This is a genomic window from Cellulosimicrobium cellulans (assembly GCF_016921195.1).
GTDB classification, from domain to species: Bacteria; Actinomycetota; Actinomycetes; order Actinomycetales; family Cellulomonadaceae; genus Cellulosimicrobium; species Cellulosimicrobium cellulans_F.
The window spans coordinates 202,739-226,346 of record NZ_JAFGYF010000003.1 but is presented as its reverse complement, the minus strand read 5'-3'; the positions used below and the strand labels follow the sequence as shown (position 1 = coordinate 226,346).

The following is a 23,608-nucleotide window of genomic DNA, read 5'->3' as shown; positions in this document are numbered from 1 at the left end:
CCGTCGTCCGCGTGGGCCCGGGACCGGGCCGGGGCGGACGCTGCCTCGGATCGTACCCGTCCCCTCCCACGCCGGCCCGCTCCCGCGCCGGGCGGGTGTGCACGGCCCGTGGACGTCGCGCGGACGTCCCGCACGGGAGGGGGAACACGCGCCGGGGGCCGCGCGTTCTTCTGGGACGATGGACGACGTGAGCGACGCACGACCGGGGACCAGCACGCACGTGACGCAGGACGGTGGCGCGTGGGTGCCGCCGTCGTGGGACGAGATCGTGCGCGAGCACTCGGCGCGCGTCTACCGGCTCGCGTACCGCCTCACGGGCAACCGGCAGGACGCCGAGGACCTCACGCAGGAGACGTTCGTCCGGGTGTTCCGCTCGCTGTCGAGCTACACGCCGGGCACGTTCGAGGGGTGGCTGCACCGGATCACGACGAACCTCTTCCTCGACCAGGTCCGCCGCAAGCAGCGCATCCGCATGGAGGCCATGGGCGACGACGACGGGCAGTACCCCGCACGGGCCGAGGCCCAGCCGGAGCGCGGCTTCGAGCACGCGAACCTCGACCACGACGTCCAGCGCGCGCTCGACGCGCTCTCGCCCGAGTACCGTGCCGCCGTCGTGCTGTGCGACATCGAGGGCTTGTCGTACGAGGAGATCGCCGTGACGCTGGGGATCAAGCTCGGCACGGTCCGCTCCCGCATCCACCGCGCGCGTTCCCAGCTCCGTGCCGCGCTGCCGCACCGCGACCCCGCGGACCGCCCGACGTCGGACGACGCCCCGACGCCCGTGGCCGCCCGGGGGGCGGCGTGACGCACCTCGGCTCCCGCCTCTCCGCGCTCGTCGACGGGCAGCTCACCCCCGCCGAGGCGGAGCGCGCCCTCGAGCACGTGGCGTGCTGCCCGCGGTGCGCCGCCGAGCTGTCCGCGGCGCGCGCCGCACGCCGGGCGCTGAGCTCCGCCGGGCCGGTCGAGCCCGCTCCCGATCTCGCGGCCCGTCTGCTCGCGCTGTCGGCGCAGATCCCCTCGACGGACGGCGACCCGCTCCGCTCCGCGCCTGCCGGGAGCGATCCCTGGGCGCAGCCGGTGCCCCTCCCGCGCGGTGCGTGGAGCGGCGACGTGCGCCGGGGGGCCGTGCGTCGACGCGTCGTCGGGTTCGTGGTCGGCGGTGTCGGGGTCGCGGCCGTCGGCCTCTTCGCCCTGGGCGAGAGCCCGCTCGTGACGCCGGACCTGCACCGCAGCGACCCCCTCAACGTGCTGGCGCAGGCCGCACCCCGCGCCACGGGGGCGCTCGTGGTGGGCGGGGTGCCGACGGCGGAGCAGGGCGCCGGTCACGAGGACGCCCCGGACGGCGACGGCGCGACCGCGCTCGCGGCGCTCGACGCGGAGGGCTGGACGTGCCCGACCTCTCTTCCGGAGGGTTTCAGCGTGGTCGACGTGCGAACCGCCCCGCGTGGCGCCGTCGAGATCGACCTCGAGGCGCCGGGTGGCGAGGCTGTGGTACGGGAGCAGCACGGGCTCCTGGACACCGCCGCGCTCGCGGGCGGGGACACGTGGGACGTCGAGGGCCGTCGCGTGCACGTGCTGTCGGAGGAGCCGTGGCACGTGGTCTGGCAGTCGGGCGACACGGTGATCGACGTCGTCGCCGACACGGAGCGGGAGACGGTCGCCGCCCTCGTGGCGGCCTTCCCGGCCCGTGACTACGATGCCGGGGTCCCGGCGCGCATCTCCCGGGGCTGGACGACCATGACAGGAGCGCTCGGCACCTCATGACCGACCCCCAGACCGGCCCGGACCGTCCCGGAGGGCACGACGCCGCGCCCAACCCGTTCGCGCCGCCGTCCGCCTACCGCAGCGTGCCTCCGGTCGCGCCGTCGGCGCCGGCCGGACCGGGTCCGGTCCCGCCACCGCCGGGCGCGCCCGCTCCGTCGCCGGGCGCAGGCACCCCGCCGCCGGTGCCCGGCCCGGGCCCGGGCGCGAGGACCGCACCGGCCGACCCGTGGGCGACCCTGCGGTCGTTCGGGGAGCCGGAGGCGCCGACCGCCCCGACGCGACCGGGCGGTTCCGTCGACCCGACCCTCGTCGGGGTCCCGCGGGGCGTGGGCGGTCCGACGCCGCGGCGCGGGCTCCGTCCCGCCCTCGTCGCGGGCGTCGCCGCGCTCGCGCTGGTCGCCGGCGCGGTCGGCGGTGTCGCCGCGGACAGGCTCCTCGGCGACGACTCGCCCGGACCGTCCTCGTCCGCCCTGCCGCCCGCGAGCGTCGAGCCCGGGGCGGACCGCCCGGCGGGCTCGGTGGCCGACATCGCGGCCACGGTGCTCCCGAGCGTCGTCTCGCTCCAGGTCCGTGGCGCCGACGGCGTGGCGACGGGCTCCGGCTTCGTCCTGCGCGAGGACGGCTACATCCTCACCAACAACCATGTGGTCGCGGGGGCTGCCGAGGGAGGCGACGTCGTCGTGCTGTTCTCGGACGGGCACGAGAGCCCGGCCGAGCTGGTCGGCCGGACGGTCGACTACGACCTGGCGGTCGTGAAGGTCGAGGACTCCGGTCTCACGCCGCTCGCGCTCGGCGACTCCGACCAGGTCGTCGTCGGCGACCCCGTGGTCGCCGTCGGCGCGCCGCTGGGCCTCAACGGCACCGTCACGACCGGGATCGTCAGCGCGCTCAACCGGCCCGTCCAGGCCGGCGCCGCGGCCGAGACGGCGTTCATCAACGCGATCCAGACCGACGCGGCGATCAACCCCGGCAACTCCGGGGGCCCGCTCGTCAACGGGCGTGGCGAGGTCGTGGGCATCAACTCCGCCATCGCGCAGCCGCCGGGCAGCCAGTCGGCGACCGGGAGCATCGGGCTCGGCTTCGCCATCCCGTCCAACCAGGCGCGCCGGACCGCGGAGCAGCTCATCGCCGACGGCGTCGCGACGTACCCGGTGATCGGTGTGCTGCTCGACCAGGGGTACCAGGGCGAGGGCGTCCAGGTCTCGACGAATGCCCAGGCCGGCAACCCGGCGGTGACGCCCGACGGCCCGGCCGACGCCGCGGGGATCCGGCCCGGGGACGTGATCCTCTCCATCGACGGTCGGCCCGTCACGGAGTCCGACGAGCTCATCGTCGCCATCCGGGCGAAGGCTCCGGGGGACGCCGTGACCCTGCGGGTCCGCACGGGGGACCAGGAGCGCGACGTCCGCGTCGTCCTCGACGAGGCCACGAGCGAGTAGTCTGTCGGCGTGTTCGGGATCAACGGGGCCGAGTTCATCGTGCTCCTCGTCGTGGCGGTCGTCGTCATCGGTCCTGAGCGCCTGCCGCGCTACGCCGAGCAGCTCGGGTCGTTCGTCCGCTCCGCCCGGGGGTACCTGCGGGACGCCAAGGCGCGCGTGGACGCCGAGATCGGGGACGAGATCTCGGACGTCGACTGGTCGAAGCTCGACCCCCGCCAGTACGACCCGCGCCGGATCGTGCGCGAGGCGCTGCTCGACGACGAGCCCGTGCGTGAGAGGGTCGCGCCGCCCCCGCCGCGGGCGGCCTCGCCCGCGCCGCAGGGCGGCTCCGCGCCGTTCGACGACGAGGCGACCTGAGCCGTCGCCGGCCACCCGCGCGACGGGAGGCGATTCGTTCCCGCACGGCACCACCTGTCAGAATGGGGCAATGTCCATCGAGGCGACGCACACCGGTCCGGCACCGGTCCGGGAGACCACGCAGGCGACCGGGAACCCGACGAGCACCAAGCCCCGCATCCTGTCCGGCATGCAGCCCACGGAGGACTCGCTCCAGCTCGGGAACTACATCGGCGCGCTGCGCCAGTGGGTCGCGCTCCAGGACTCCTACGACGCGCTCTACTGCGTCGTCGACCTCCACGCCCTGACTGTCAACCCCGACCCGGAGCGCCTGCGCGAGCGGACACGCCGCACGGCGGCGCAGTACCTCGCCGGCGGCGTCGACCCGGAGCGGTCGGCCCTGTTCGTGCAGTCGCACGTGCCGCAGCACGCGGAGCTCTCCTGGGTGCTGTCCTGCCAGACGGGCTTCGGCGAGGCCGGCCGCATGACCCAGTTCAAGGACAAGTCCGCGAAGCAGGGTGCCGACGGCACGACCGTGGGGCTCTTCACCTACCCCGTCCTCATGGCGGCGGACATCCTGCTCTACGACGCGGCCCTCGTGCCGGTCGGGGAGGACCAGCGCCAGCACCTCGAGCTCACCCGTGACCTCGCGGAGCGCCTCAACGCCCGCTTCGGCGACGGGACCGCGGTCGTGCCCGAGGCGCACATCGTCCGCTCGGTGGCGAAGATCTACGACCTGCAGGAACCGACGGCGAAGATGAGCAAGTCGTCGTCGAACGGCAAGGGCGTCATCTGGCTCCTGGAGGACCCGAAGGTCGCCGCGAAGCGGATCCGGTCCGCAGCGACGGACTCGGACACCGAGATCCGGTACGACCCGATCGCCAAGCCGGGCGTGTCCAACCTCCTCACCATCTACTCCGCGCTCACGGGCCGCGACGTCGAGGCGATCGCCGCCGAGTACGACGGCCAGGGGTACGGACGGCTCAAGGTCGACCTCGCGGACGTCGTGGTCGACTTCCTCGTCCCGTTCCAGGAGCGCGCCAACACCTACCTCGCCGACCCCGCGGAGCTCGACGCGGTGCTCGCGCGGGGCGCCCAGAAGGCGCGCGACATCGCCGCCGGGACGCTCGCACGCATCTACGACCGCGTCGGCCTTCTGCCCGCCGGAGGGCCGACCGCGTGAACCTCCCGGAGCGAGGGCCGGACCAGGTGCGGATCGGCATCGCGATCGAGGTGCCCGAACCCTTCGCGACGCAGCTCCAGGACGCGCGCGCACGGTTCGGTGATCCGCTCGCGCGGTCGATCCCGCCCCACATCACGCTCCTCGGGCCCACGGTGCTCGACCCGGCCGAGCTCGACGCGGCACGGGCGCACCTCACCGCGGTCGCGACCACCGCCGCACCGTTCCAGGTCCACCTGCGCGGCTCCGCCACGTTCCGGCCGATCTCGCCCGTGGTGTTCATCCAGGTGGTCGAGGGCATCGCCGAGTGCGAGCACCTCGAGAGCGCCGTCCGTACCGGTCCGCTCGCCCAGGACCTCCGGTTCAACTACCACCCGCACGTGACGGTCGCCCACGAGGTGCCCGACGCCGCGCTCGACGCCGCGTTCGACGAGATGGCGACCTACGAGGCGCGGTTCGAGGTGGCGGGCTTCTCCCTGTACGAGCACGGCGACGACGGCGTGTGGCGGCCGGAGCAGGTCTTCCCGCTGACCGCGGATGCCGGGACCGCGACCGCCTCGTAAGGTTCGGGGCGTGACGTCGCCCCCCTCCGCCGCACCCAGCGCCGTCAGGCGCACGAGGGAGCGCGTCGAGGCGCTCGTCGAGCGGTGGAAGGACAGCCGGGCCGGGCGCGCGACCTATCGCTACCTCGACGCGCGCGGCGCCCTGCTGTGCGGCGGCATCGCGTACTCCGCCCTGTTCTCCCTCTTCGCCGCCCTCACCATCGGCTACACGGTCTTCATGCAGGTGCTCGGCGGCAGCGCGGAGCTCATGGACGCCGTGTTCGGCGAGATCAACGAGCTCGTCCCCGGCCTCATCGCCGTCGACGGGGAGAAGGGCATCATCGACCCCGGCGATCTCCTCCTGTCGCACGGACTCAGCGTCACGAGCGTCGTCGCCGGGGTCGTGCTGCTGTTCTCGGTCGTCTCGTTCATGTACCACCTGCGTGGCGCCGTGAGGACCATGTTCGGCGTCAGCGACGTCGGCCAGAGCGTGCTGCTCGCCCGGGCGCGCGCCCTCCTCGGCTTCCTCCTGCTCGCGCTGAGCATGCTCGTCTCCGCCGTCGCCAGCATCGCCGTGTCGTCGATCGGCTACCGGCTCCTGGCGTCGCTCGGGCTCTCCGGCGGGCCTGCGGTCCTCGTGACCGGCGCCGGACTGGTGGTGAGCGTCCTGCTCGACGCGGTGGTCGTGGTCGTGGTGGTCACGCTGCTGGCGGGCGTGCGGGTCCCCCGTCGCGACCTCGTCGTCGGCGCGCTCACCGCCGCGGTCGCCTTCGGGGGCCTGCGCTACCTCGGGTCGTCGTTCGTGGCGGGCAGCGCCAGCCGGAACGCGCTGCTCGCCTCCTTCGCGGTCCTCGTGACCCTCCTGATCCTCGTCAACTTCACCGCCCGCATCCTGCTCGCGGTCTGCGCATGGATGGCCGACCCGCCCCGCCCGCCGGACCCGGACCCCGACGCCCGGCACGCTCGCGACGTCCGGCCCGAGCTCCCCGTCGTGGACGCGACCCGCCCGACCCACGTGCGCGTCGCCCGTCACGCGGTGGCCGAGGACCCGGCGCCCGTCGCCGTCTCGACGGAGGAGCACCTCCGTGCGGGCCAAGGCTCCGGCAGACCCTGGAGCCCGATCGTCCGCGGCGTCCGTCGTGCCCGCCTCCCGCGCGGCACCTAGCCGAACGGCGCCGACGCGTTCTCCTCCGCGACGGGTCGGCTCTCCGGCCTGCGTGGCCGGCCCGACCACGCGGGTCGTGGACCCGGCCGAGGCCGAGCGCGCCACGAGACGACGGAGGGCGCCGACCGTGGTGGTCGGCGCCCTCCGTGCGGGACGTGCAGGGATCAGAAGGCGCGCGTGATCATCGCGCGCTTGACCTCCTGGATCGCCTTGGTGACCTCGATGCCGCGGGGGCAGGCCTCCGTGCAGTTGAAGGTCGTGCGGCAGCGCCACACGCCCTCCTTGTCGTTGAGGATCTCCAGGCGCTGCGTGGCACCCTCGTCGCGGCTGTCGAAGATGAACCGGTGCGCGTTGACGATGGCGGCGGGGCCGAAGTACTGGCCGTCGGTCCAGAACACGGGGCACGACGACGTGCAGGCGGCGCACAGGATGCACTTGGTGGTGTCGTCGAAGCGCTCGCGCTGCGCGGCGGACTGGAGGCGCTCCTTGCTCGGCTCGTTCCCGGACGTGATGAGGAACGGCATGATCTCGCGGTACGACGCGAAGAACGGCTCCATGTCGACGACCAGGTCCTTGACCACGGGCAGGCCCTTGATGGGCTCGACCGTGATGGGCTTGTCGGGGTTCACGTCCTTGAGCAGCGTCTTGCACGCGAGCCGGTTGCGGCCGTTGATGCGCATCGCGTCCGAGCCGCACACGCCGTGCGCGCACGAGCGACGGAACGTGAGCGAGCCGTCGTGCTCCCACTTGATCTTGTGCAGGGCGTCGAGCACGCGGTCCGTGCCGTGGGCCAGGACGGTGAACTCGTCCCAGTACGCGTCCTCGCCGTGCTCCGACTCGGGGGAGTAGCGGCGGATGCGGAGCGTGACCTCGAACGAGGGGATCTCACCGGCCTTGGCCTCGGGGGCCGGGCTCTCGAGTGTGGCAGTCATCAGTACTTCCGCTCCATGGGCTCGTACCGGGTCTGGGTGACGGGCTTGGAGCCCAGGGCGACCTTGTAGCCGTCGAACTCCTCGACGTGGTCGAAGTAGCCGGCGACGTGCCCGTCGGCGACGTCGCTGGCCGAGGTGGGACGGCGGTACGCCATCGTGTGCAGCATGTAGTTGGCGTCGTCGCGGTCGGGGTAGTCCTCGCGGTAGTGGCCGCCGCGCGACTCCTTGCGGTTGATCGCCGCGACGACCGTGACCTCGGCGATGTCGAGGAGGAAGCCGAGCTCGATGGCCTCGAGCAGGTCGGTGTTGAACAGCCGGCCCTTGTCCTGGACCGAGACGTTCTTGTACCGCTTCTGCAGGTCGCGGATGTCCGCGAGGGCCTGGTTGAGCGACTCGCCGGTGCGGAACACCTGGGCGTTGGCGTCCATGGTCTCCTGGAGGGCCTTGCGGACGTCGGCGACGCGCTCGCCGTCGGGTCGGTTCCGCATCTCCTCGAGCTGCGCGATGACCGCCGCGGCGGGGTTCTCCGGGAGCTCGGTGTACGACGCCGTCGCGGCGTACGCGGCGGCCGTGCGGCCGGCGCGCTTGCCGAAGACGTTGATGTCGAGCAGCGAGTTGGTGCCGAGACGGTTGGAGCCGTGGACGCTCACGCACGCGACCTCGCCCGCGGCGTAGAGGCCCTTGACGACGTTGTGGCTGTCGCGCAGCACCTCGGCGTCGACGTTCGTCGGGATGCCGCCCATCGCGTAGTGCGCGGTGGGGTAGACGGGCACGGGCTCGGTGTACGGCTCGATGCCCAGGTACGTCCGGGCGAACTCGGTGATGTCCGGGAGCTTCGCGTCGATGTGCGCGGGCTCGAGGTGCGTGAGGTCGAGCAGGACGTAGTCCTTGTTCGGCCCGGCGCCGCGGCCCTCGCGGACCTCGTTCGCCATGGACCGGGCGACGATGTCGCGCGGCGCGAGGTCCTTGATGGTGGGGGCGTAGCGCTCCATGAACCGCTCGCCGTCGGCGTTGCGGAGGATGCCGCCCTCGCCGCGCGCCGCCTCGGAGAGGAGGATGCCCAGGCCGGCGAGGCCCGTCGGGTGGAACTGGAAGAACTCCATGTCCTCGAGCGGCAGGCCGCGGCGGTACGCGAGGGCCATGCCGTCGCCCGTGAGGGTGTGGGCGTTGGACGTCGTCTTGAAGATCTTGCCCGCGCCGCCGGTCGCGAAGATGATCGCCTTCGCCTGGAAGACGTGGATCTCGCCGGTTGCCAGGTCGTAGGCGACGACGCCGGTCGCGGTGACCGGCTCGCCGTCGGGGATCTCGCCCGCCGACAGGTCGTGGTCCGTGATGAGGTCGAGCACGTAGAACTCGTTGAAGAACTCGACGTCCTGCTTGACGCACTGCTGGTAGAGCGTCTGGAGGATCATGTGACCGGTGCGGTCCGCCGCGTAGCACGAGCGACGCACCGCGGCCTCGCCGTGGTTGCGGGTGTGCCCGCCGAACCGGCGCTGGTCGATGCGACCCTCGGGCGTGCGGTTGAACGGCAGGCCCATGCGCTCGAGGTCGAGGACCGCGTCGATGGCCTCCTTGGCCATGATCTCGGCGGCGTCCTGGTCGACGAGGTAGTCGCCGCCCTTGACCGTGTCGAACGTGTGCCACTCCCAGTTGTCCTCCTCCACGTTCGCGAGAGCGGCGCACATGCCGCCCTGCGCGGCGCCCGTGTGCGAGCGCGTGGGGTACAGCTTGGAGATGACGGCCGTGCGGACCTTGCCGGACGACTCCAGCGCCGCGCGCATCCCGGCGCCGCCTGCGCCGACGATGACGACGTCGTACTGATGGGTTTGCATCGGGGTCGATGCCTCCTGGGAGAGAGCCGGGTGGAGCGAGAAGACGGGGGCAGGTAGCGGGAGGTCGCTCAGGCCGTGCAGAACGACGCGAGCAGCTCGGCCGGCGCGTTCGCGGGGCACGGGTCGAACGTGAAGATCACGAGCGTGCCGAGCACCGTGACGATCGTGAACGCGAGGTACAGCGCGAGCTTGAGGACGAGGCGAGTGCCGTCACGCTCGGCGTAGTCGTTGATGATCGTGCGGACGCCGTTGGTGCCGTGGAACATGGCCAGCCACAGCATGAGCAGGTCCCAGATCTGCCAGAACGGGGAGGCCCACTTGCCGGCGACGAAGCCGAAGTCGATCGCGTGCACGCCCTCGCCGACCATGAGGTTGACGAAGAGGTGCCCGAAGATGAGGACGATCAGCACGACGCCGGACGCGCGCATGAAGATCCAGCTGTACAGCTCGTAGTTGCTGCGCGTGGCCTTGCGGCGCTTGTAGGGGTCGCGCGGGCTCGCGACCTCGACCGTGGGTGCGGCGGCCATCAGTGCCCCCCTCCGAAGACGTTCATGAGGTGACGCGGCAGGAAGCCCGCCATCGTGACGACGAAGAGGCCGACGACGATCCAGAGCATCGTGCGCTGGTACCGGGGGCCCTTGGCCCAGAAGTCGACGAGGATGATCCGGATGCCGTTGAAGGCGTGGAACACGATGGCCGCGACCAGTCCTGCCTCGCCGATGCCCATGATCGGCGTCTGGTACGTCCCGATGACGGCGTTGTAGGCCTCGGGCGACACCCGGACGAGCGCCGTGTCGAGCACGTGGACGAGCAGGAAGAAGAAGATGAGCACGCCGGTCACGCGATGCGCGACCCACGACCACATGCCTTCACGGCCGCGGTAGAGCGTGCCGGCTGGTGCACTGGGCACTTTGGGGGCCTCCTGTGGCGAGATCAGGGGGAGATGTCACGTTCCGGACGTGGCCCGGAACTCCCTCAGTCCGGACCGCGGGACCGTCGTCGGCATCGGTCTCTGGGTTTCCACCATAGTGACATCGGCGTCATGATGCGGACCGCCGGGGGCGGCCGAACGGCCTTGCGCGGGGGGTTTGTGACTGATCCCACAGCCCGCGAGGGAACTGTCCGCCTCACTATGCTGCCCCCATGGCCGCTTCGCCTCACCCCTCGTCCCCCGCGTCGCCGATCCCCGGCTTCCACGCCGTCGTCCCGGCGGGAGGGGCGGGCACGCGGTTGTGGCCGCTCTCGCGCGCGGGCTCGCCCAAGTTCCTCCTCGACCTCACCGGGTCGGGCCGCTCGCTGCTCCAGTCGACGGTCGACCGGCTGGTCCCGCTCGCAGGGGAGCGGGGCGTGGTGCTCGTCACCGGGGACCGGCACGTCGCCGCCGCGCGCACCCAGCTGCCGGGGCTCCCGGCCGAGAACGTCCTGGCGGAGCCGTCCCCGCGTGACTCGATGGCGGCGATCGGCCTCGCCGCGGCGGTCCTCGAGCAGCGGCACGGCGACGTCGTGGTGGGGTCGTTCGCCGCGGACCAGGTCATCACGGGCCGGGACGCGTTCGAGTCGTCGGTCCGCGAGGCCGTGGAGGCGGCACGGGCGGGATACGTCGTGACGATCGGGATCGCGGCCTCGCGGCCCTCGACCGCCTTCGGGTACGTGCACAGCGGAGCCCCGCTCGGTGTCGCGGGCGCACCGAGCGCGCAGCACGTGCGCGGCTTCACCGAGAAGCCCGACGCGGCGACGGCGCAGCGCTACCTCGCGTCCGGGGAGTACCGGTGGAACGCCGGCATGTTCATCGTCCGGTCGGCCGTCCTCCTGGGGCACCTCGCGGACCAGCGCCCGGAGCTGCACGACGGCCTGCGCGCGATCGCCGCGGCGTGGGACGGCCCCGACCGCGACCGGGTGCTCGCCGAACGCTGGCCCGCGCTCGAGCGGATCGCGATCGACCACGCGGTCGCCGAGCCCGTCGCGGCGGTGGGCGGCGTCGCCGTCGTCCCGGGGACGTTCGGCTGGGACGACGTGGGGGACTTCAACTCGCTCGCCGCGCTGCTGCCGTCGGTCGACGGTGCCGGCTCGAAGGTCCTCGGCGACACGGGTCGCGTGGTCCGCCGGGAGAGCGCGGGGTCGGTGGTCGTGCCGGCGAGCGACCGGGTCGTCACGGTGCTGGGCCTCGACGACGTCGTGGTCGTGGACACCCCGGACGCGCTGCTCGTCACCACGCGTGCCCGCGCGCAGCAGGTGAAGTCGATGGTCGACACGGTCCGCGAGCTCGGGATGGACGAGCTCCTGTGACGGCCGACGTGACCCTCGCCGCCCGCGTCGCCGCGGCCGCCGCGCGCCACGTGGACGAGGTCGTGGCGATCCGCCGCGACATCCACGCGCACCCGGAGGTCTCGCGCGCGGAGACGCGGACGACGGCCCTGCTCGCCGACCGGCTGCGGGCCGCGGGGCTCGAGCCGCGGCTCCTGCCCGGCACGGGCCTCGTGTGCGACGTCGGCCCCGAGCCGGGCGACGTGGCCGCCACCCGAACGGCCGACGACGCGCCGTCGCCCGGGCGCGTGGCCCTGCGCGCCGACATCGACGCGCTGCCGCTCCAGGACAGGTGCGACCTCCCGTGGGCCTCGACGGTCCCCGGCGTGGCGCACGCCTGCGGTCACGACGTGCACACCGCGGTGGTGCTGGGAGCCGGGCTGGTCCTCGCCGACCTGCACGCGCAGGGGGAGCTGCGCCGCGGCGTGCGGCTCGTCTTCCAGCCCGCGGAGGAGGTCCAGCCCGGCGGGTCGCTCGACGTCCTCGCCGCGGGCGCCATGGACGGCGTCGACGAGATCTACGCGGTGCACTGCGACCCCAAGGTCGACGTGGGCCGGATCGGGACGCGCATTGGTCCGATCACGTCGGCGTCCGACGAGGTCTCCGTGACCATCGCGTCGCCCGGGGGGCACACCTCGCGCCCGCACCTCACGGGCGACGTGGTCTACGCGCTGGGCCAGGTCATCACCCAGGTCCCCGCCGTGCTGGGCCGGCGGCTCGACCCGCGCTCGGGCGTGAACCTCACGTGGGGCGCCGTGCACGCCGGGTCCGCGCACAACGCGATCCCGAGCACGGGGACGGTGCGCGGGACGCTGCGCTGCCTGGACGTGCGGGCGTGGGAGTTCGCGGGGCAGGTGCTGCACGACGCCGTCGAGCAGGTCGTCGCGCCCTACGAGGTCGAGGTGACGGTGCACCACACGCGCGGTGTGCCGCCCGTCGAGAACGACGAGCGCTGCACGGGGCTGCTCGAGGCCGCGGCGCGCGACGTCCTCGGTCCCGACTCGATCCTCCTGACCGAGCAGTCGCTCGGCGGCGAGGACTTCGCCTGGTACCTCACGAAGGTCCCCGGCGCGATGGCGCGGCTGGGCACACGGACCCCGGGCGGGCGCAGCTATGACATCCACCAGGGCGACCTCCAGGTCGACGAGCGCGCGGTGGACGCGGGGATGCGACTGCTCGCCCGTGTCGCCGCGGGTCAGGACGGGTGAAGCGGTCCCGACCCGTGGACAGGGGTGTGTCACGCCTCAGACGCAAAGTGACGCTTGCATAACGAAGCACCCGCGTTACCGGCAAGTAACGTGCAGGACCCTCCAGGCTGATTAGTGTTCGGTCCTATAGAGGCCGACGGACCGGTCCTCCCGTGCAACGGCGCTCGGGAGGGCCCAGGGGTCCTTCCCTGCGCGGCCCTGCTACGAGAACGACAGGAGCTATCAGGTGAAGAGAGCGACTCAGGTCACCGCGCTCGCGGCCGTCGCCGCGCTCGCGCTGGCCGCGTGCGGCGCCGCACCCGAGGACGACGAGACGACCGGCGGCGGCGAGAACACCGCGGGCGGCAACTCCGACTTCTCCGCGTGCATGGTGTCCGACGCCGGCGGGTTCGACGACCAGTCCTTCAACCAGTCCGGTTTCGAAGGGCTCCAGCAGGCGGAGGAGGAGCTCGGCGTCACGATCCACGAGGTCGAGTCGCAGGCCGACACCGACTACGCGCCGAACATCGACAGCCTGGTGCAGCAGGGCTGCAACCTCATCATCGGCGTCGGCTTCCTCCTCGAGGACCCGATCCAGGCCGCGGCCGTGGCCAACCCCGACGTGCACTTCGCGCTCATCGACTCCTCGTTCTCCGACCCGGGCGCCACCGCCGACGACCCGCCGGTGGCCGTCGAGCTCGACAACGCCAAGCCGATCCTCTTCAACACCGCGGAAGCGGCGTTCCTCGCCGGCTACCTCGCGGCGGGCATGACGGAGACGGGCACGGTCGCCACGTTCGGCGGCATCCAGATCCCGTCGGTCGCCATCTTCATGGACGGCTACGTCGACGGCGTCGCGAAGTACAACGAAGACAACGGCACCGACGTCAAGGTCCTCGGCTGGGACAAGGCGGCCCAGACCGGCACGTTCACCGGCGACTTCGACAACCAGGCGAACGGCCAGAACGTCACCCAGGGCTTCATCGACCAGGGTGCGGACATCATCATGCCGGTCGCGGGTCCCGTCGGCCTGGGTGCGGCTGCGGCCGCCGAGGGCGCGGGCGCGAAGATCATCTGGGTCGACTCGGACGGCTTCCTCACGACCGACTACGGCAGCCTCATCCTCACGTCGGTCATGAAGCAGATCGGCCCGGCCGTGTTCGACACCGTGAGCGAGTCGGCGGACGGCAACTTCACGAGCGAGCCGTACGTGGGCACGCTCGAGAACGAGGGCGTCGGCCTCGCGCCGTTCCACGACTTCGAGGACGCGGTGCCGGCCGAGCTGCAGGACCAGCTCGCCCAGTACCAGGAGCAGATCATCGCGGGCGACCTCGTCGTCGAGTCGCCGAACGCGCCGTGACGCGACGCTGAACCCGCCGACCGCCTCCGGGCGGCCGGCACCGGTGGCCCGGGCACAGCGCCCGGGCCACCGTCATGACGACGACGCGGTCGTCAGGGTCCGCGCCGTGGCCCACGACGCGCCGCGCTCGGGTGAGTGCGGTTCGATGAGTACCTCGACGCGGTCGAGGTCGGGCACCGCGAAGAACCACTGCGAAGCACGAGGAGAGGCAGACCGGTGAAGCTGGAGCTGCGCGGGATCACGAAGGTCTTCGGGTCCCTGGTCGCCAACGACCACATCGACCTGGTCATCGAGCCCGGCGAGATCCACGCCCTGCTGGGGGAGAACGGCGCGGGCAAGAGCACGCTCATGAACGTGCTGTACGGGCTGTACGACCCGGACGACGGGCAGATCCTCGTCGACGACGTCCCGGTGCAGTTCACCGGGCCCGGCGACGCGATGGCCGCCGGCATCGGCATGGTGCACCAGCACTTCATGCTCGTCCCGGTGTTCTCGGTGGCCGAGAACGTCGCTCTCGGGCACGAGCCCGTGAAGGGCGCAGGCCTCATCGACGCGCGGCGCGCGCGCCGGCTGGTCCAGGAGATCTCCGACCGCTTCGGGTTCGAGGTCGACCCGGACGCGATGGTCGAGGACATCCCGGTCGGCGTGCAGCAGCGCGTCGAGATCATCAAGGCCCTCTCGCGCGACGCGCGCGTGCTCATCCTCGACGAGCCCACCGCCGTCCTCACGCCGCAGGAGACGGACGAGCTCATCGCGATCATGCGTCAGCTCAAGGCTGCGGGCACGTCGATCGTCTTCATCACGCACAAGCTCCGCGAGGTCCGCGCGGTCGCCGACCGGATCACGGTCATCCGGCGCGGCAAGGTCGTCGGCACGGCGGACCCCAGCGCGAGCGAGACGGAGCTCGCGTCGCTCATGGTCGGCCGGTCCGTCTCGCTCGGGGTCGACAAGGCCCCGGCGGAGGCCGGCGACGCGACGTTCCGCGTCGACGCCCTCACCGTCATGGACGACGCGGGCACAGCCGTCGTCGACCGGGTGAGCCTCGACGTCGCGCGGGGGGAGATCCTCGTCGTGGCGGGCGTCCAGGGCAACGGGCAGACCGAGCTCACGGAGACGATCGTCGGGCTGCGCAAGCCGGTCGCGGGGTCGATCCGGCTCGACGGCAAGGAGCTCGTGGGGCGCAGCGTCTCCCAGGTGCTCGAGGCCGGTGTCGGCTACGTGCCCGAGGACCGGAGCACCGACGGGATCATCGGGACGTTCTCCGTCGAGGAGAACCTCGTCCTCGACCTGGTGACGTCCGCGCCGTACTCGCGCGGCGGCGCGCTCGCGCGCGGCACGATCCGCGACAACGCCGAGCAGCGCATCGTCGAGTTCGACGTCCGCACGCAGTCCGTCGAGACGCCTGCGGGGACGCTGTCGGGCGGCAACCAGCAGAAAGTGGTCCTGGCGCGCGAGATGTCGCGCCCGCTGCGCCTGTTCATCGCGTCGCAGCCGACGCGCGGCCTCGACGTCGGCTCGATCGAGTTCGTGCACCGGCGCATCGTGCAGGAGCGCGACAACGGCACTCCCGTGATCATCGTGTCGACCGAGCTCGACGAGGTGCTCGCGCTCGCGGACCGTATCGCGGTGATGTACCGCGGCCGCGTCGTCGGGGTCGTGCCCGGCGACACCGACCGCGACGTCCTCGGCCTCATGATGGCCGGGGTCCCGCTCGAGGAGGCCGTCGTGCAGGCCGCCGAGCACCACACGACCCTCGGCGAGGCGGACGCCGTCGCCGAGGACGCGCCGTCGGACGCCGCGCAGGCCGCGGACGCCGCCCGCGAGGAGGAGATCCAGTGACCCAGCAGGCAACGCCCGACGACGCGTCGGCGCTCCCGCCGACGCCCGCGCCGCCGAGCGACACCGAGAAGCCGGAGGCGCCGACCGGCCAGAGCGTCCTGCGCGAGATGCTCGAGAGCAGCTGGCTCGTCTCGCTGCTCGCGATCGTCGCCGCGCTGGTCCTCGGCGGCGTCCTCATCGCGGCGGCCGACCCGGAGGTCCAGGAGGCCGCGACCTACTTCTTCGCGCGGCCCTCGGACTTCTTCGAGGCGGTCTGGAACGCCGTGTTCGGCGCGTACAGCGCCCTCTTCCAGGGCAGCGTCGTCAACGTCCAGGCGCCCGACCTCGCCCGCGCGCTGCGACCGCTCACCGAGACGATGACGGTCGCGACCCCGCTCATCCTCGCGGGCCTCGGGCTCGGCATCGGCTTCCGGGCCGGCCTGTTCAACATCGGTGCGCAGGGGCAGATCATCCTGGGCGGCATCTTCGCCGGCTTCATCGGCTGGACGTTCGCCCTGCCGCCGGGCCTGCACCTGCTGCTCGCCGTGCTCGGTGCCGCGCTCGGCGGGGCGCTGTGGGCGAGCATCGCCGGCGTCCTCAAGGCACGCACCGGGGCGCACGAGGTGATCGTCACGATCATGCTCAACAACATCGCGATCTACCTCGTCGCGTACCTCCTCACGACCAAGCCGTTCCAGGCGCCCGGCAGCTCGAACCCCATCAGCCCGCGCATCCCGACGACGGCACAGTTCCCGCTGCTGCTCGGCGAGGGGTTCCGGCTCCACCTCGGCTTCGTGCTCGCCCTGCTCGTCGCCGTGGGCGTGTGGTGGCTCATGGAGCGCTCGACGCTCGGCTTCCGCTTCCGCGCGGTCGGCGAGAACCCGCACGCGGCCCGGACGGCGGGCATGTCGGTCCCGTGGACGACCGTGTGGGTCATGGCGATCGCGGGTGCGCTCGCCGGCCTCGCGGGCAGCGCCCAGGTGCTCGGCACGGAGAAGGTGCTCACGGCGGGCGTCGCGGCGAGCTTCGGGTTCGACGCGATCACCGTGGCGCTGCTCGGCCGGTCCCGTCCGCTCGGCACCGTCCTCGCGGGGCTCCTGTTCGGCGCGCTGCGCGCGGGCGGGTTCGCCATGCAGGCCCGCACCGGCACGCCCATCGACATCGTGCTCGTGGTCCAGTCCCTGATCGTGCTCTTCATCGCCGCCCCGCCGCTCGTGCGGGCGATCTTCCGGCTCCCCACCCCGGGCGGCCCGACGCGGGCCGAGCGGCACGCCGCGAGACGGCGCGCCAAGGCGGCCACGACCACCACGACGACGCAGGAGGTCGGAGCATGAGCACCGCGACCACCACCCCGGCGCCGGCCGCCGCGCCGGAGCGCGCGGCCAAGCCGCTGCCACCCATCAGCTGGAAGGCTCCGATCGCCTACGCCGTCATCGGCCTGCTGTCGCTGGTCTTCTTCGCCCTGCTCCCTGCCGGCGGGCAGCAGACGACGTTCCGCCTGTCGACGGCGAACGACTTCTTCCAGATCGAGCCGATCACGGTCAGCTCGACCGGGGCGGCGCTGTTCCTGTCGATCCTCGCGCTCCTGCTCGCGGGGCTGTCCTTCTGGGCGGCACGGGACCGCCGCAAGGTCGGCATCTGGCTGCCCATCGTCTTCGGCGTGGCCGTCGTCCTCGCGTTCCTGTGCTGGGCGGGCGCGGGCAAGTCCGCGATCCCGCTCACGGGCCTGCTCCAGGGCTCGCTGTTCCTCGCCGTCCCGCTCGTCTTCGGCGCGCTCTCGGGCGTGCTGTGCGAGCGCGTGGGCATCATCAACATCGCGATCGAGGGCCAGCTCCTCGCCGGAGCGTTCCTCGCCGCCGTCGTCGCCTCGCTCACGTCGTCCGCGTACGCGGGTCTCATCGCGGCGCCGATCGCGGGGGCCCTCGTGGGCGTGCTGCTCGTGATCTTCTCGGTGAAGTACTGGGTGAACCAGATCATCGTCGGTGTCGTGCTCAACGTGCTCGTGGTCGGCGTGACGAGCTACCTGTACTCGACGGTCCTCACCGAGGACTCGGCGACGTGGAACTCGCGCAACCCGCTGCCGGTCATCGAGATCCCGGTGCTGTCGCAGATCCCGGTCGTCGGCCCGGTGCTCTTCCGCCAGACACTGCTCGTGTACCTCATGTACGTCGTCGTGATCCTGCTCCCGGTCTTCCTGTTCCGGAGCCGGTGGGGACTGCGCCTGCGCGCGGTCGGCGAGCACCCCAAGGCCGCCGACACCGTGGGCATCAAGGTCAACGCCACCCGCGTGCGGAACACGATCCTCGGCGGTGCGGTCGCCGGCCTCGGCGGCGCGTTCTTCACGGTCGCGGCGGGTCTCGCGTTCGGCAAGGAGATGACCGGCGGCAAGGGCTTCATCGCCCTCGCGGCCATGATCCTCGGGCGGTGGAACCCGGTGGGCGCGCTCGTCGCGGCGCTCCTGTTCGGCTTCTCCGACAACCTGCAGACGGTGCTCGGCATCGTCGGCACGCCGATCCCGAGCCAGATCATGCTCATGACGCCGTACGTCGTGACGATCTTCGCCGTCGCGGGTCTCGTCGGGCGCGTGCGCCCGCCGGCCGCCGAGGGCATCCCCTACGTGAAGTGAGGTCACGGTGCCGATGACAGACCTGCCGAACGTGCACGACGCCGAGCCCGGACTGGGCGAGGGGACGGACCCGGGCGGGTCCGCCGTCGGGCCGACCGTCGACTGGGACGGGCTGCGCGACGCCGCGCGCGAGATCATGACCCGCGCCTACGCCCCCTACTCGGGCTTCCCGGTCGGCGCCGCCGCGCTCGTGGACGACGGGCGCGTCGTCGTCGGGTGCAACGTCGAGAACGCCGCGTACGGCGTGACGCTGTGCGCCGAGTGCTCGCTCGTGAGCTCGCTCGTCGGGACCGGCGGAGGTCGCCTCGTCGCGTTCGCGTGCGTCGACCGGCACGGGGCGGCGCTCATGCCGTGCGGGCGCTGCCGGCAGCTCCTGTGGGAGCACGGTGGCCCCGACCTGCTGGTCGACACCGTGCGTGGTATCAAGACGATGAGGGACGTGCTGCCCGACGCCTTCGGGCCCGAGGATCTGGAGGAGCGCTCGTGACCAGCGACGACGTGGCCACGCAGGACGACGGCGAGGACCGCGAGACCGAGGGACCGGCGCCGGAGGCGTTCGACGCGGTCGACGTGATCCGGACGAAGCGCGACGGCGCGCGGCTCGACCCGGCGCAGATCGACTGGGTGATCGACGCCTACACGCGCGGGGTCGTCGCCGAGGAGCAGATGGCCGCCCTCGCGATGGCGATCTACCTCAACGGCATGGACCGCGCCGAGATCGGTCGCTGGACGCAGGCGATGATCGCGTCGGGCGAGCGCATGGACTTCTCGGCGCTCTCGCGCCCTACGGCGGACAAGCACTCGACCGGAGGCGTGGGAGACAAGATCACGCTGCCGCTCGCGCCGCTCGTCGCGGTGTACGGCGTCGCCGTGCCGCAGCTCTCGGGGCGCGGCCTCGGGCACACGGGCGGCACGCTCGACAAGCTCGAGGCGATCCCGGGGTGGCGCGCGGCGCTCACGAACGCGCAGATGATGAACGCGCTCGAGCACGTGGGGGCGGTGATCTGCCAGGCAGGATCGGGCCTCGCGCCCGCGGACCGGCTCCTCTACGCGCTGCGCGACGTCACAGGGACGGTCGAGTCGATCCCGCTCATCGCGAGCTCGATCATGAGCAAGAAGATCGCGGAGGGCACCGGAGCCCTGGTGCTCGACGTCAAGGTCGGGTCCGGCGCGTTCATGAAGGACCTCGACTCGGCGCGCGAGCTCGCGCGGACCATGGTCGACCTCGGGACCGACGCCGGCGTGCGCACGGTCGCGCTGCTCACCGACATGTCGACGCCTCTCGGCCTCACCGCGGGGAACGCGCTCGAGGTGCGCGAGTCCGTCGAGGTGATGAAGGGCGCGGGCCCGCAGGACGTCGTCGACCTCACGGTCGCCCTCGCGCTCGAGATGCTCGCCGGCGCCGGCCGGCCGCAGGACGAGGACGACGTGCGGCACGCGCTCGTCGGTGGGCGCGCGCTCGACAAGTGGCGCGAGATGATCGCCGAGCAGGGCGGCGACTCGCGTGCCCCACTGCCGGTCGCGCGCGAGCGGGAGCACGTCGTCGCCGACCGCGACGGCGTGCTCGAGCGGCTCGACGCGTACGCCGTCGGGGTGGCCGCGTGGCGCCTGGGCGCGGGCCGCGCCCGCAAGGAGGACCCGGTGCAGGCGGGCGCGGGCGTCGAGCTCTTCGCCAAGCCCGGGGACCCGGTGCGCAAGGGCCAGCACCTCATGACGCTGCACACCGACACGCCCGAGCGCTTCGAGCGGGCCGTGCAGGCGCTCGAGGGTGCCTGGGCGATCGCGGACCCGGGCACCGTCGTCGAGCGACGGCCGGTCGTCCTGGACCGCGTCGACTGACGGGGGCGCGCGCTGACCGTGGGTCGTGACGAGCAGGACGTCCAGGCGGGAGTCGAGGAGGCCGCCGACACCCGGCGGCCCCGCTCCGTGTACGGGGTGGGGACCGAGCCGGACGCACGGTTCAGCCTCGCGAACGAGCGCACCGCGCTCGCGTGGGTGCGCACCGGGCTCGGACTCGTCGCCGGTGGCGTCGCGCTGACCTCGTTCGCGACGTTCGCCGACATGCCGGGGGTGCTCGACGTCGTCGCGGGTGTCGCGTGCCTCGCCGGTGCCGGGTTCGCGGGGTACGCGCTCGTGTCCTGGCGGCGCAACGAGCGTGCGCTGCGCCTGCGCCGCCGGCTGCCCGCCCCGAGCGGGCTGCCCGTGCTCGTCGTCGGCGTCGTGGTCCTCGCGCTCCTGCTCGCGGGGTACGCCGTCGGCTCGGCGACCGGGTCATGAGCGCGGCGCCCGAGCGGTCGGCGCCCTCGCCCCGCGACGAGGGTCTGCAGCCCGAGCGCACGGCGCTCGCGTGGCAGCGGACGGTGCTCGGCGTGGTCGTGGGCTCGCTCGTCCTCGCCGCCGCCGGCCTGCGCTCGGGCTCCACGGTGACGGTGTGCGCGGCGGTCGCCGTCGGCGTGCTGGCGCTCGTCCCGGCCGTTCTCCGACCCCCGACCGGCGGGCTGCCCGGGAGCGGGCGGCTGTACTCGTGGTCGTTCCTCGTGCGCGTCGCGAGCCTCGTCGTCGTGCTGGCCCTCGTCGGTGCCGTCTGGGCGCTCGGCCGGGCGCTGGACGCGGCGTGACTGTCCGCGGCGCGCTCGGCGCGCTCCGCCTCACGGACCTCGCGCGGGTCGCGCCGGCGCGCGCGCTGCCCGCGCCGCCGCCGGGTGAGGTCTACCGGCCCGACGGCGGCACGGGGCGCGCGCTCGACCTCGCGCGCCGCGCGGGTCACCCGGCGCCCCGGGTGCGCGCCCTCGCGGACACGCTCGCCGCGCTCGACCCGGGGACCCGGCGGTCCGTCGTCGACCCTCTCGGCAGGACCAGGCCCTTCGGTCCGCGAGACCGGGGCGCGGTCCGGACGCTCGAGGTGGGCGGGGCGGCGGCCCGGCAGACCGACGCGACGACGTGCGGCTCCGCCGTCCTGGCGCTGGTCGCCGCGGCGGGGGACCCGGTGCTCGCGCTCTGGCTCGCCACGGGGCTGGAACCGGGCGCGACCACCGTCCGGGCGTCGTCGCCGCGGCCCGGCGGTGCGGCACGGTTCCGCGCCCTCCAGCAGGAGGTCAAGCGGCGGACCAACCGCGCGGCGCTCGGCCCGCTGCCGTGGCCCGCGGCGCTCGGGACGCCGCCGTGGGGCGCCGCACGGGCCGCGCGCCACGCGGACGTCCGCTACGTCGACCGCGTCGTCGTCGGACGCCGGGGCGATACCGACCCCGTGATCCGGTCCGCCCTCGTGGCGGCGGCGCGCGGCGTGCCGGTACCGCTCTTCACGGGGGGCGACCTCGCCCTCGGGGTCGCGACGGCGGTCCCGCGCCACGTCGTGCTCCTCACGGACGTCGACGCGCAGGCGCGCTGGTGCCGGGTCTACGAGCCGTCGTCGGGCACCGTGCACGACCTCGACCCGGCGTCGTTGCTCGACGGCGCGCGGTCACGGGAGGTGCGGCGCGCGCTCGGGGGCTGGCCGCACGTCTGCTGGGCACTCCTCCCGGCCGGCAGGGCTGGCGAGGCCCTGCGCCCGGCGCGAGGATGAGGAAGGACGCCACGGACGTGGCGTGCGCAGTCGTCAGGTGAGGAGTCGCGATGAGCACCGTGCCCGGGAACGACGCGTGGCGGGACGCCGGCCTGGTCGAGCAGGACGACGAGGTCGTGAGCCTGGTCGAGGAGTCGGAGGACGACGGCCCCGGCGTCGACGACCCCGAGTACGAGGGCGACGAGTACCGACCGCGCACCGCGCGACCCGATCTCGAGGGCGAGGCGAACGAGGCCGACGTCGTCGAGCAGGCGTCCGCCGTCCCGGGCGAGGAGGACGACTACGCCTGACCGGTGGTACCCGTGCGTCCGCTCGGCGCGAGCGCAGGCGTACCGGCCGGTACCGTGAGCGCATGACCACCGAGAACGCCCCCCTGACGGTCGACGTCATCCGCTCGCTGCCCAAGGTCGTGCTGCACGACCACCTCGACGGAGGCCTGCGTCCCGCCACGATCCTCGAGCTCGCCGCGGACGTCGGGCACCAGCTCCCCGCGGGCGACGCCGAGGCCCTCGGCGCCTGGTTCGCCGAGGCGGCCGACTCCGGCTCGCTCGTGCGTTACCTCGAGACGTTCGACCACACCATCGCGGTCATGCAGACGCCCGCCGCCCTGGCGCGCGTGGCGCGCGAGGCGGTGCTCGACCTCGCGCGCGACGGCGTCGTGTACGCCGAGCAGCGCTGGGCGCCCGAGCAGCACCTCCAGCGCGGGCTGACGCTCCAGGAGACGGTGGACGCCGTGCAGTCCGGCATCGAGCAGGGCGTCGCCGAGGCCGCCGCCGAGGGGCGGACCATCCGCGTCGGGCAGCTCGTCACCGCCATGCGCCACGCCGACCGGTGGCAGGAGATCGCCGAGCTCGCCGTCGCGAACCGCGCGAACGGCGTCGTCGGGTTCGACATCGCCGGCGCCGAGGACGGGTTCCCGCCCTCTCGCCACGCGGAGATCTGGCGCTACCTCGCCGACCGGAACTTCCCCGTCACCATCCACGCGGGCGAGGCCGCCGGCCCGGAGTCGATCGCCGAGGCCGTGCACCTCGGGCAGGCGAGCCGCATCGGCCACGGCGTGCGCATCGTCGAGGACATCACCTTCGACGCAGAGCACCCTCACCGGTTCCCGCACAGCGCCGAGGGCGAGTCCGGCACGGCCGCGCTCGGCCTCCTCGCGCACTGGGTGCGCGACCACCAGATCCCGCTCGAGCTGTGCCCGTCGTCCAACGTGCAGACCGGGGCGGCGACGTCGGTCGCGGCGCACCCGATCACGCGGCTCAAGGAGCTCGACTTCGCCGTCACGCTCAACACCGACAACCGCCTCATGTCGCGCACGACCATGACGCAGGAGATGGCGCTGCTCGTCGAGCACGCGGGCTGGACGATCGACGACCTCGCCGACGTGACGATGAACGCCGCGTGGAGCGCGTTCGTCCACCACGACGAGCGCCGCGCGCTCGTCGACGACGTGATCCTGCCGGGCTACCAGGAGGTCCAGGGCGCCCAGCTCTGACCCTTCTCCGGGCTGCCGAGCACGACCGCGGTGCCGTGATCGCGTCGATCACGGCACCGCGGTCGT

At 73.1% G+C, this 23,608-nt stretch carries 24 protein-coding genes; 20 read left to right on the top strand and 4 right to left on the bottom strand.

Annotated elements, in window-relative coordinates; genetic code table 11:
* The first annotated feature begins 178 nt into the window (after nt 1-178).
* The 7 genes from sigE (at nt 179) to JN535_RS09090 (ending at nt 6,426) form a co-directional block, all read left to right on the top strand.
* Nucleotides 179-805 (top strand): RNA polymerase sigma factor SigE, encoded by a 627-nt coding sequence (gene sigE, locus JN535_RS09120; protein WP_205205191.1) that lies wholly within the window; start codon nt 179-181, stop codon nt 803-805.
* Entirely contained in the window at nt 802-1,764 is a 963-nt protein-coding gene (locus JN535_RS09115; protein ID WP_205205187.1) for a zf-HC2 domain-containing protein, read from the top strand. Before sigE ends, JN535_RS09115 begins: the two co-directional genes overlap by 4 nt.
* A complete protein-coding gene (locus JN535_RS09110; protein ID WP_205205186.1) occupies nt 1,761-3,203 on the top strand; it encodes a S1C family serine protease in 1,443 nt (480 codons plus the stop codon). The genes JN535_RS09115 and JN535_RS09110 overlap by 4 nt, the downstream gene beginning before the upstream one ends.
* 9 nt (nt 3,204-3,212) lie before the next feature.
* Nucleotides 3,213-3,560, top strand: coding sequence for a twin-arginine translocase TatA/TatE family subunit (locus JN535_RS09105; RefSeq protein ID WP_205205185.1), 348 nt, complete (start codon nt 3,213-3,215; stop codon nt 3,558-3,560).
* A 70-nt stretch (nt 3,561-3,630) separates the two neighbouring features.
* A complete protein-coding gene (trpS, locus tag JN535_RS09100; protein WP_205205183.1) occupies nt 3,631-4,722 on the top strand; it encodes a tryptophan--tRNA ligase in 1,092 nt (363 codons plus the stop codon).
* Nucleotides 4,719-5,282 carry a 2'-5' RNA ligase family protein gene (locus tag JN535_RS09095; RefSeq protein ID WP_205205181.1) on the top strand — a complete coding sequence of 188 codons (564 nt, stop codon included), beginning with the start codon at nt 4,719-4,721 and terminating at the stop codon, nt 5,280-5,282. Before trpS ends, JN535_RS09095 begins: the two co-directional genes overlap by 4 nt.
* Nucleotides 5,283-5,292: 10 nt before the next feature.
* Nucleotides 5,293-6,426 (top strand): YihY/virulence factor BrkB family protein, encoded by a 1,134-nt coding sequence (locus JN535_RS09090; RefSeq protein ID WP_307868465.1) that lies wholly within the window; start codon nt 5,293-5,295, stop codon nt 6,424-6,426.
* 164 nt (nt 6,427-6,590) lie between these two features.
* On the opposite strand, the gene JN535_RS09085 is transcribed toward JN535_RS09090, so the two are convergent.
* The 4 genes from JN535_RS09085 to sdhC form a co-directional block, all read right to left on the bottom strand.
* On the bottom strand, nt 6,591-7,358 hold the full coding sequence (locus tag JN535_RS09085; RefSeq protein ID WP_205205176.1) for a succinate dehydrogenase iron-sulfur subunit: 768 nt from the start codon (nt 7,356-7,358) through the stop codon (nt 6,591-6,593).
* Nucleotides 7,358-9,190, bottom strand: coding sequence for a succinate dehydrogenase flavoprotein subunit (sdhA, locus tag JN535_RS09080; protein ID WP_205205174.1), 1,833 nt, complete (start codon nt 9,188-9,190; stop codon nt 7,358-7,360). The genes JN535_RS09085 and sdhA overlap by 1 nt, the downstream gene beginning before the upstream one ends.
* A gap of 68 nt (nt 9,191-9,258) precedes the next feature.
* The gene (locus tag JN535_RS09075; RefSeq protein ID WP_141388663.1) at nt 9,259-9,717 is read right to left on the bottom strand and encodes a succinate dehydrogenase hydrophobic membrane anchor subunit; all 459 of its coding nucleotides are present in this window, start codon (nt 9,715-9,717) and stop codon (nt 9,259-9,261) included.
* Nucleotides 9,717-10,100, bottom strand: a complete 384-nt coding sequence (gene sdhC, locus JN535_RS09070) for a succinate dehydrogenase, cytochrome b556 subunit (RefSeq protein WP_205205172.1) — start codon at nt 10,098-10,100, stop codon at nt 9,717-9,719. Before sdhC ends, JN535_RS09075 begins: the two co-directional genes overlap by 1 nt.
* A 233-nt stretch (nt 10,101-10,333) precedes the next feature.
* Between sdhC and JN535_RS09065 the strand changes: the two genes are divergently transcribed.
* The 13 genes from JN535_RS09065 (at nt 10,334) to JN535_RS09005 (ending at nt 23,542) form a co-directional block, all read left to right on the top strand.
* Entirely contained in the window at nt 10,334-11,476 is a 1,143-nt protein-coding gene (locus JN535_RS09065; protein ID WP_205205170.1) for a mannose-1-phosphate guanylyltransferase, read from the top strand.
* Nucleotides 11,473-12,702, top strand: coding sequence for an amidohydrolase (locus tag JN535_RS09060; protein WP_307868462.1), 1,230 nt, complete (start codon nt 11,473-11,475; stop codon nt 12,700-12,702). Before JN535_RS09065 ends, JN535_RS09060 begins: the two co-directional genes overlap by 4 nt.
* 226 nt (nt 12,703-12,928) lie before the next feature.
* Nucleotides 12,929-14,041, top strand: coding sequence for a BMP family lipoprotein (locus tag JN535_RS09055; RefSeq protein ID WP_205205169.1), 1,113 nt, complete (start codon nt 12,929-12,931; stop codon nt 14,039-14,041).
* A gap of 216 nt (nt 14,042-14,257) precedes the next feature.
* Complete coding sequence (locus tag JN535_RS09050) at nt 14,258-15,880, top strand: ABC transporter ATP-binding protein (protein WP_205205167.1); 1,623 nt, start codon at nt 14,258-14,260, stop codon at nt 15,878-15,880.
* Nucleotides 15,877-17,193: an ABC transporter permease gene (locus JN535_RS09045; protein WP_374100491.1), complete on the top strand. Its 1,317-nt coding sequence runs from the start codon at nt 15,877-15,879 to the stop codon at nt 17,191-17,193. The genes JN535_RS09050 and JN535_RS09045 overlap by 4 nt, the downstream gene beginning before the upstream one ends.
* Complete coding sequence (locus tag JN535_RS09040; protein ID WP_205205164.1) at nt 17,190-18,485, top strand: ABC transporter permease; 1,296 nt, start codon at nt 17,190-17,192, stop codon at nt 18,483-18,485. The genes JN535_RS09045 and JN535_RS09040 overlap by 4 nt, the downstream gene beginning before the upstream one ends.
* Before the next feature lie 13 nt (nt 18,486-18,498).
* On the top strand, nt 18,499-18,972 hold the full coding sequence (locus JN535_RS09035) for a cytidine deaminase (RefSeq protein WP_205205162.1): 474 nt from the start codon (nt 18,499-18,501) through the stop codon (nt 18,970-18,972).
* A gap of 11 nt (nt 18,973-18,983) precedes the next feature.
* Nucleotides 18,984-20,324, top strand: a complete 1,341-nt coding sequence (locus tag JN535_RS09030) for a thymidine phosphorylase (RefSeq protein ID WP_205205416.1) — start codon at nt 18,984-18,986, stop codon at nt 20,322-20,324.
* A gap of 18 nt (nt 20,325-20,342) precedes the next feature.
* Nucleotides 20,343-20,762 (top strand): YidH family protein, encoded by a 420-nt coding sequence (locus tag JN535_RS09025; protein WP_307868458.1) that lies wholly within the window; start codon nt 20,343-20,345, stop codon nt 20,760-20,762.
* Nucleotides 20,759-21,103, top strand: a complete 345-nt coding sequence (locus tag JN535_RS09020; RefSeq protein ID WP_205205160.1) for a DUF202 domain-containing protein — start codon at nt 20,759-20,761, stop codon at nt 21,101-21,103. The genes JN535_RS09025 and JN535_RS09020 overlap by 4 nt, the downstream gene beginning before the upstream one ends.
* A complete protein-coding gene (locus tag JN535_RS09015) occupies nt 21,100-22,047 on the top strand; it encodes a hypothetical protein (RefSeq protein ID WP_205205159.1) in 948 nt (315 codons plus the stop codon). Before JN535_RS09020 ends, JN535_RS09015 begins: the two co-directional genes overlap by 4 nt.
* Nucleotides 22,048-22,097: 50 nt before the next feature.
* Nucleotides 22,098-22,337 carry a hypothetical protein gene (locus JN535_RS09010; protein WP_205205157.1) on the top strand — a complete coding sequence of 80 codons (240 nt, stop codon included), beginning with the start codon at nt 22,098-22,100 and terminating at the stop codon, nt 22,335-22,337.
* A 62-nt stretch (nt 22,338-22,399) separates the two neighbouring features.
* Nucleotides 22,400-23,542, top strand: a complete 1,143-nt coding sequence (locus JN535_RS09005) for an adenosine deaminase (protein ID WP_205205155.1) — start codon at nt 22,400-22,402, stop codon at nt 23,540-23,542.
* Nucleotides 23,543-23,608: the final 66 nt, after the last annotated feature.

Bases quoted from the DNA above. Each gene is read 5' to 3' on its own strand.
- sigE (WP_205205191.1), top strand. From the start codon at position 179: ATGGACGACGTGAGCGACGCACGACCGGGGACCAGCACGCACGTGACG.
- JN535_RS09110 (WP_205205186.1), top strand. From the start codon at position 1,761: ATGACCGACCCCCAGACCGGCCCGGACCGTCCCGGAGGGCACGACGCC.
- trpS (WP_205205183.1), top strand. From the start codon at position 3,631: ATGTCCATCGAGGCGACGCACACCGGTCCGGCACCGGTCCGGGAGACC.
- JN535_RS09085 (WP_205205176.1), bottom strand. From the start codon at position 7,358: ATGACTGCCACACTCGAGAGCCCGGCCCCCGAGGCCAAGGCCGGTGAG.
- sdhA (WP_205205174.1), bottom strand. From the start codon at position 9,190: ATGCAAACCCATCAGTACGACGTCGTCATCGTCGGCGCAGGCGGCGCC.
- JN535_RS09075 (WP_141388663.1), bottom strand. From the start codon at position 9,717: ATGGCCGCCGCACCCACGGTCGAGGTCGCGAGCCCGCGCGACCCCTAC.
- JN535_RS09065 (WP_205205170.1), top strand. From the start codon at position 10,334: ATGGCCGCTTCGCCTCACCCCTCGTCCCCCGCGTCGCCGATCCCCGGC.
- JN535_RS09040 (WP_205205164.1), top strand. From the start codon at position 17,190: ATGAGCACCGCGACCACCACCCCGGCGCCGGCCGCCGCGCCGGAGCGC.
- JN535_RS09035 (WP_205205162.1), top strand. From the start codon at position 18,499: ATGACAGACCTGCCGAACGTGCACGACGCCGAGCCCGGACTGGGCGAG.
- JN535_RS09020 (WP_205205160.1), top strand. From the start codon at position 20,759: ATGAGCGCGGCGCCCGAGCGGTCGGCGCCCTCGCCCCGCGACGAGGGT.
- JN535_RS09010 (WP_205205157.1), top strand. From the start codon at position 22,098: ATGAGCACCGTGCCCGGGAACGACGCGTGGCGGGACGCCGGCCTGGTC.
- JN535_RS09005 (WP_205205155.1), top strand. From the start codon at position 22,400: ATGACCACCGAGAACGCCCCCCTGACGGTCGACGTCATCCGCTCGCTG.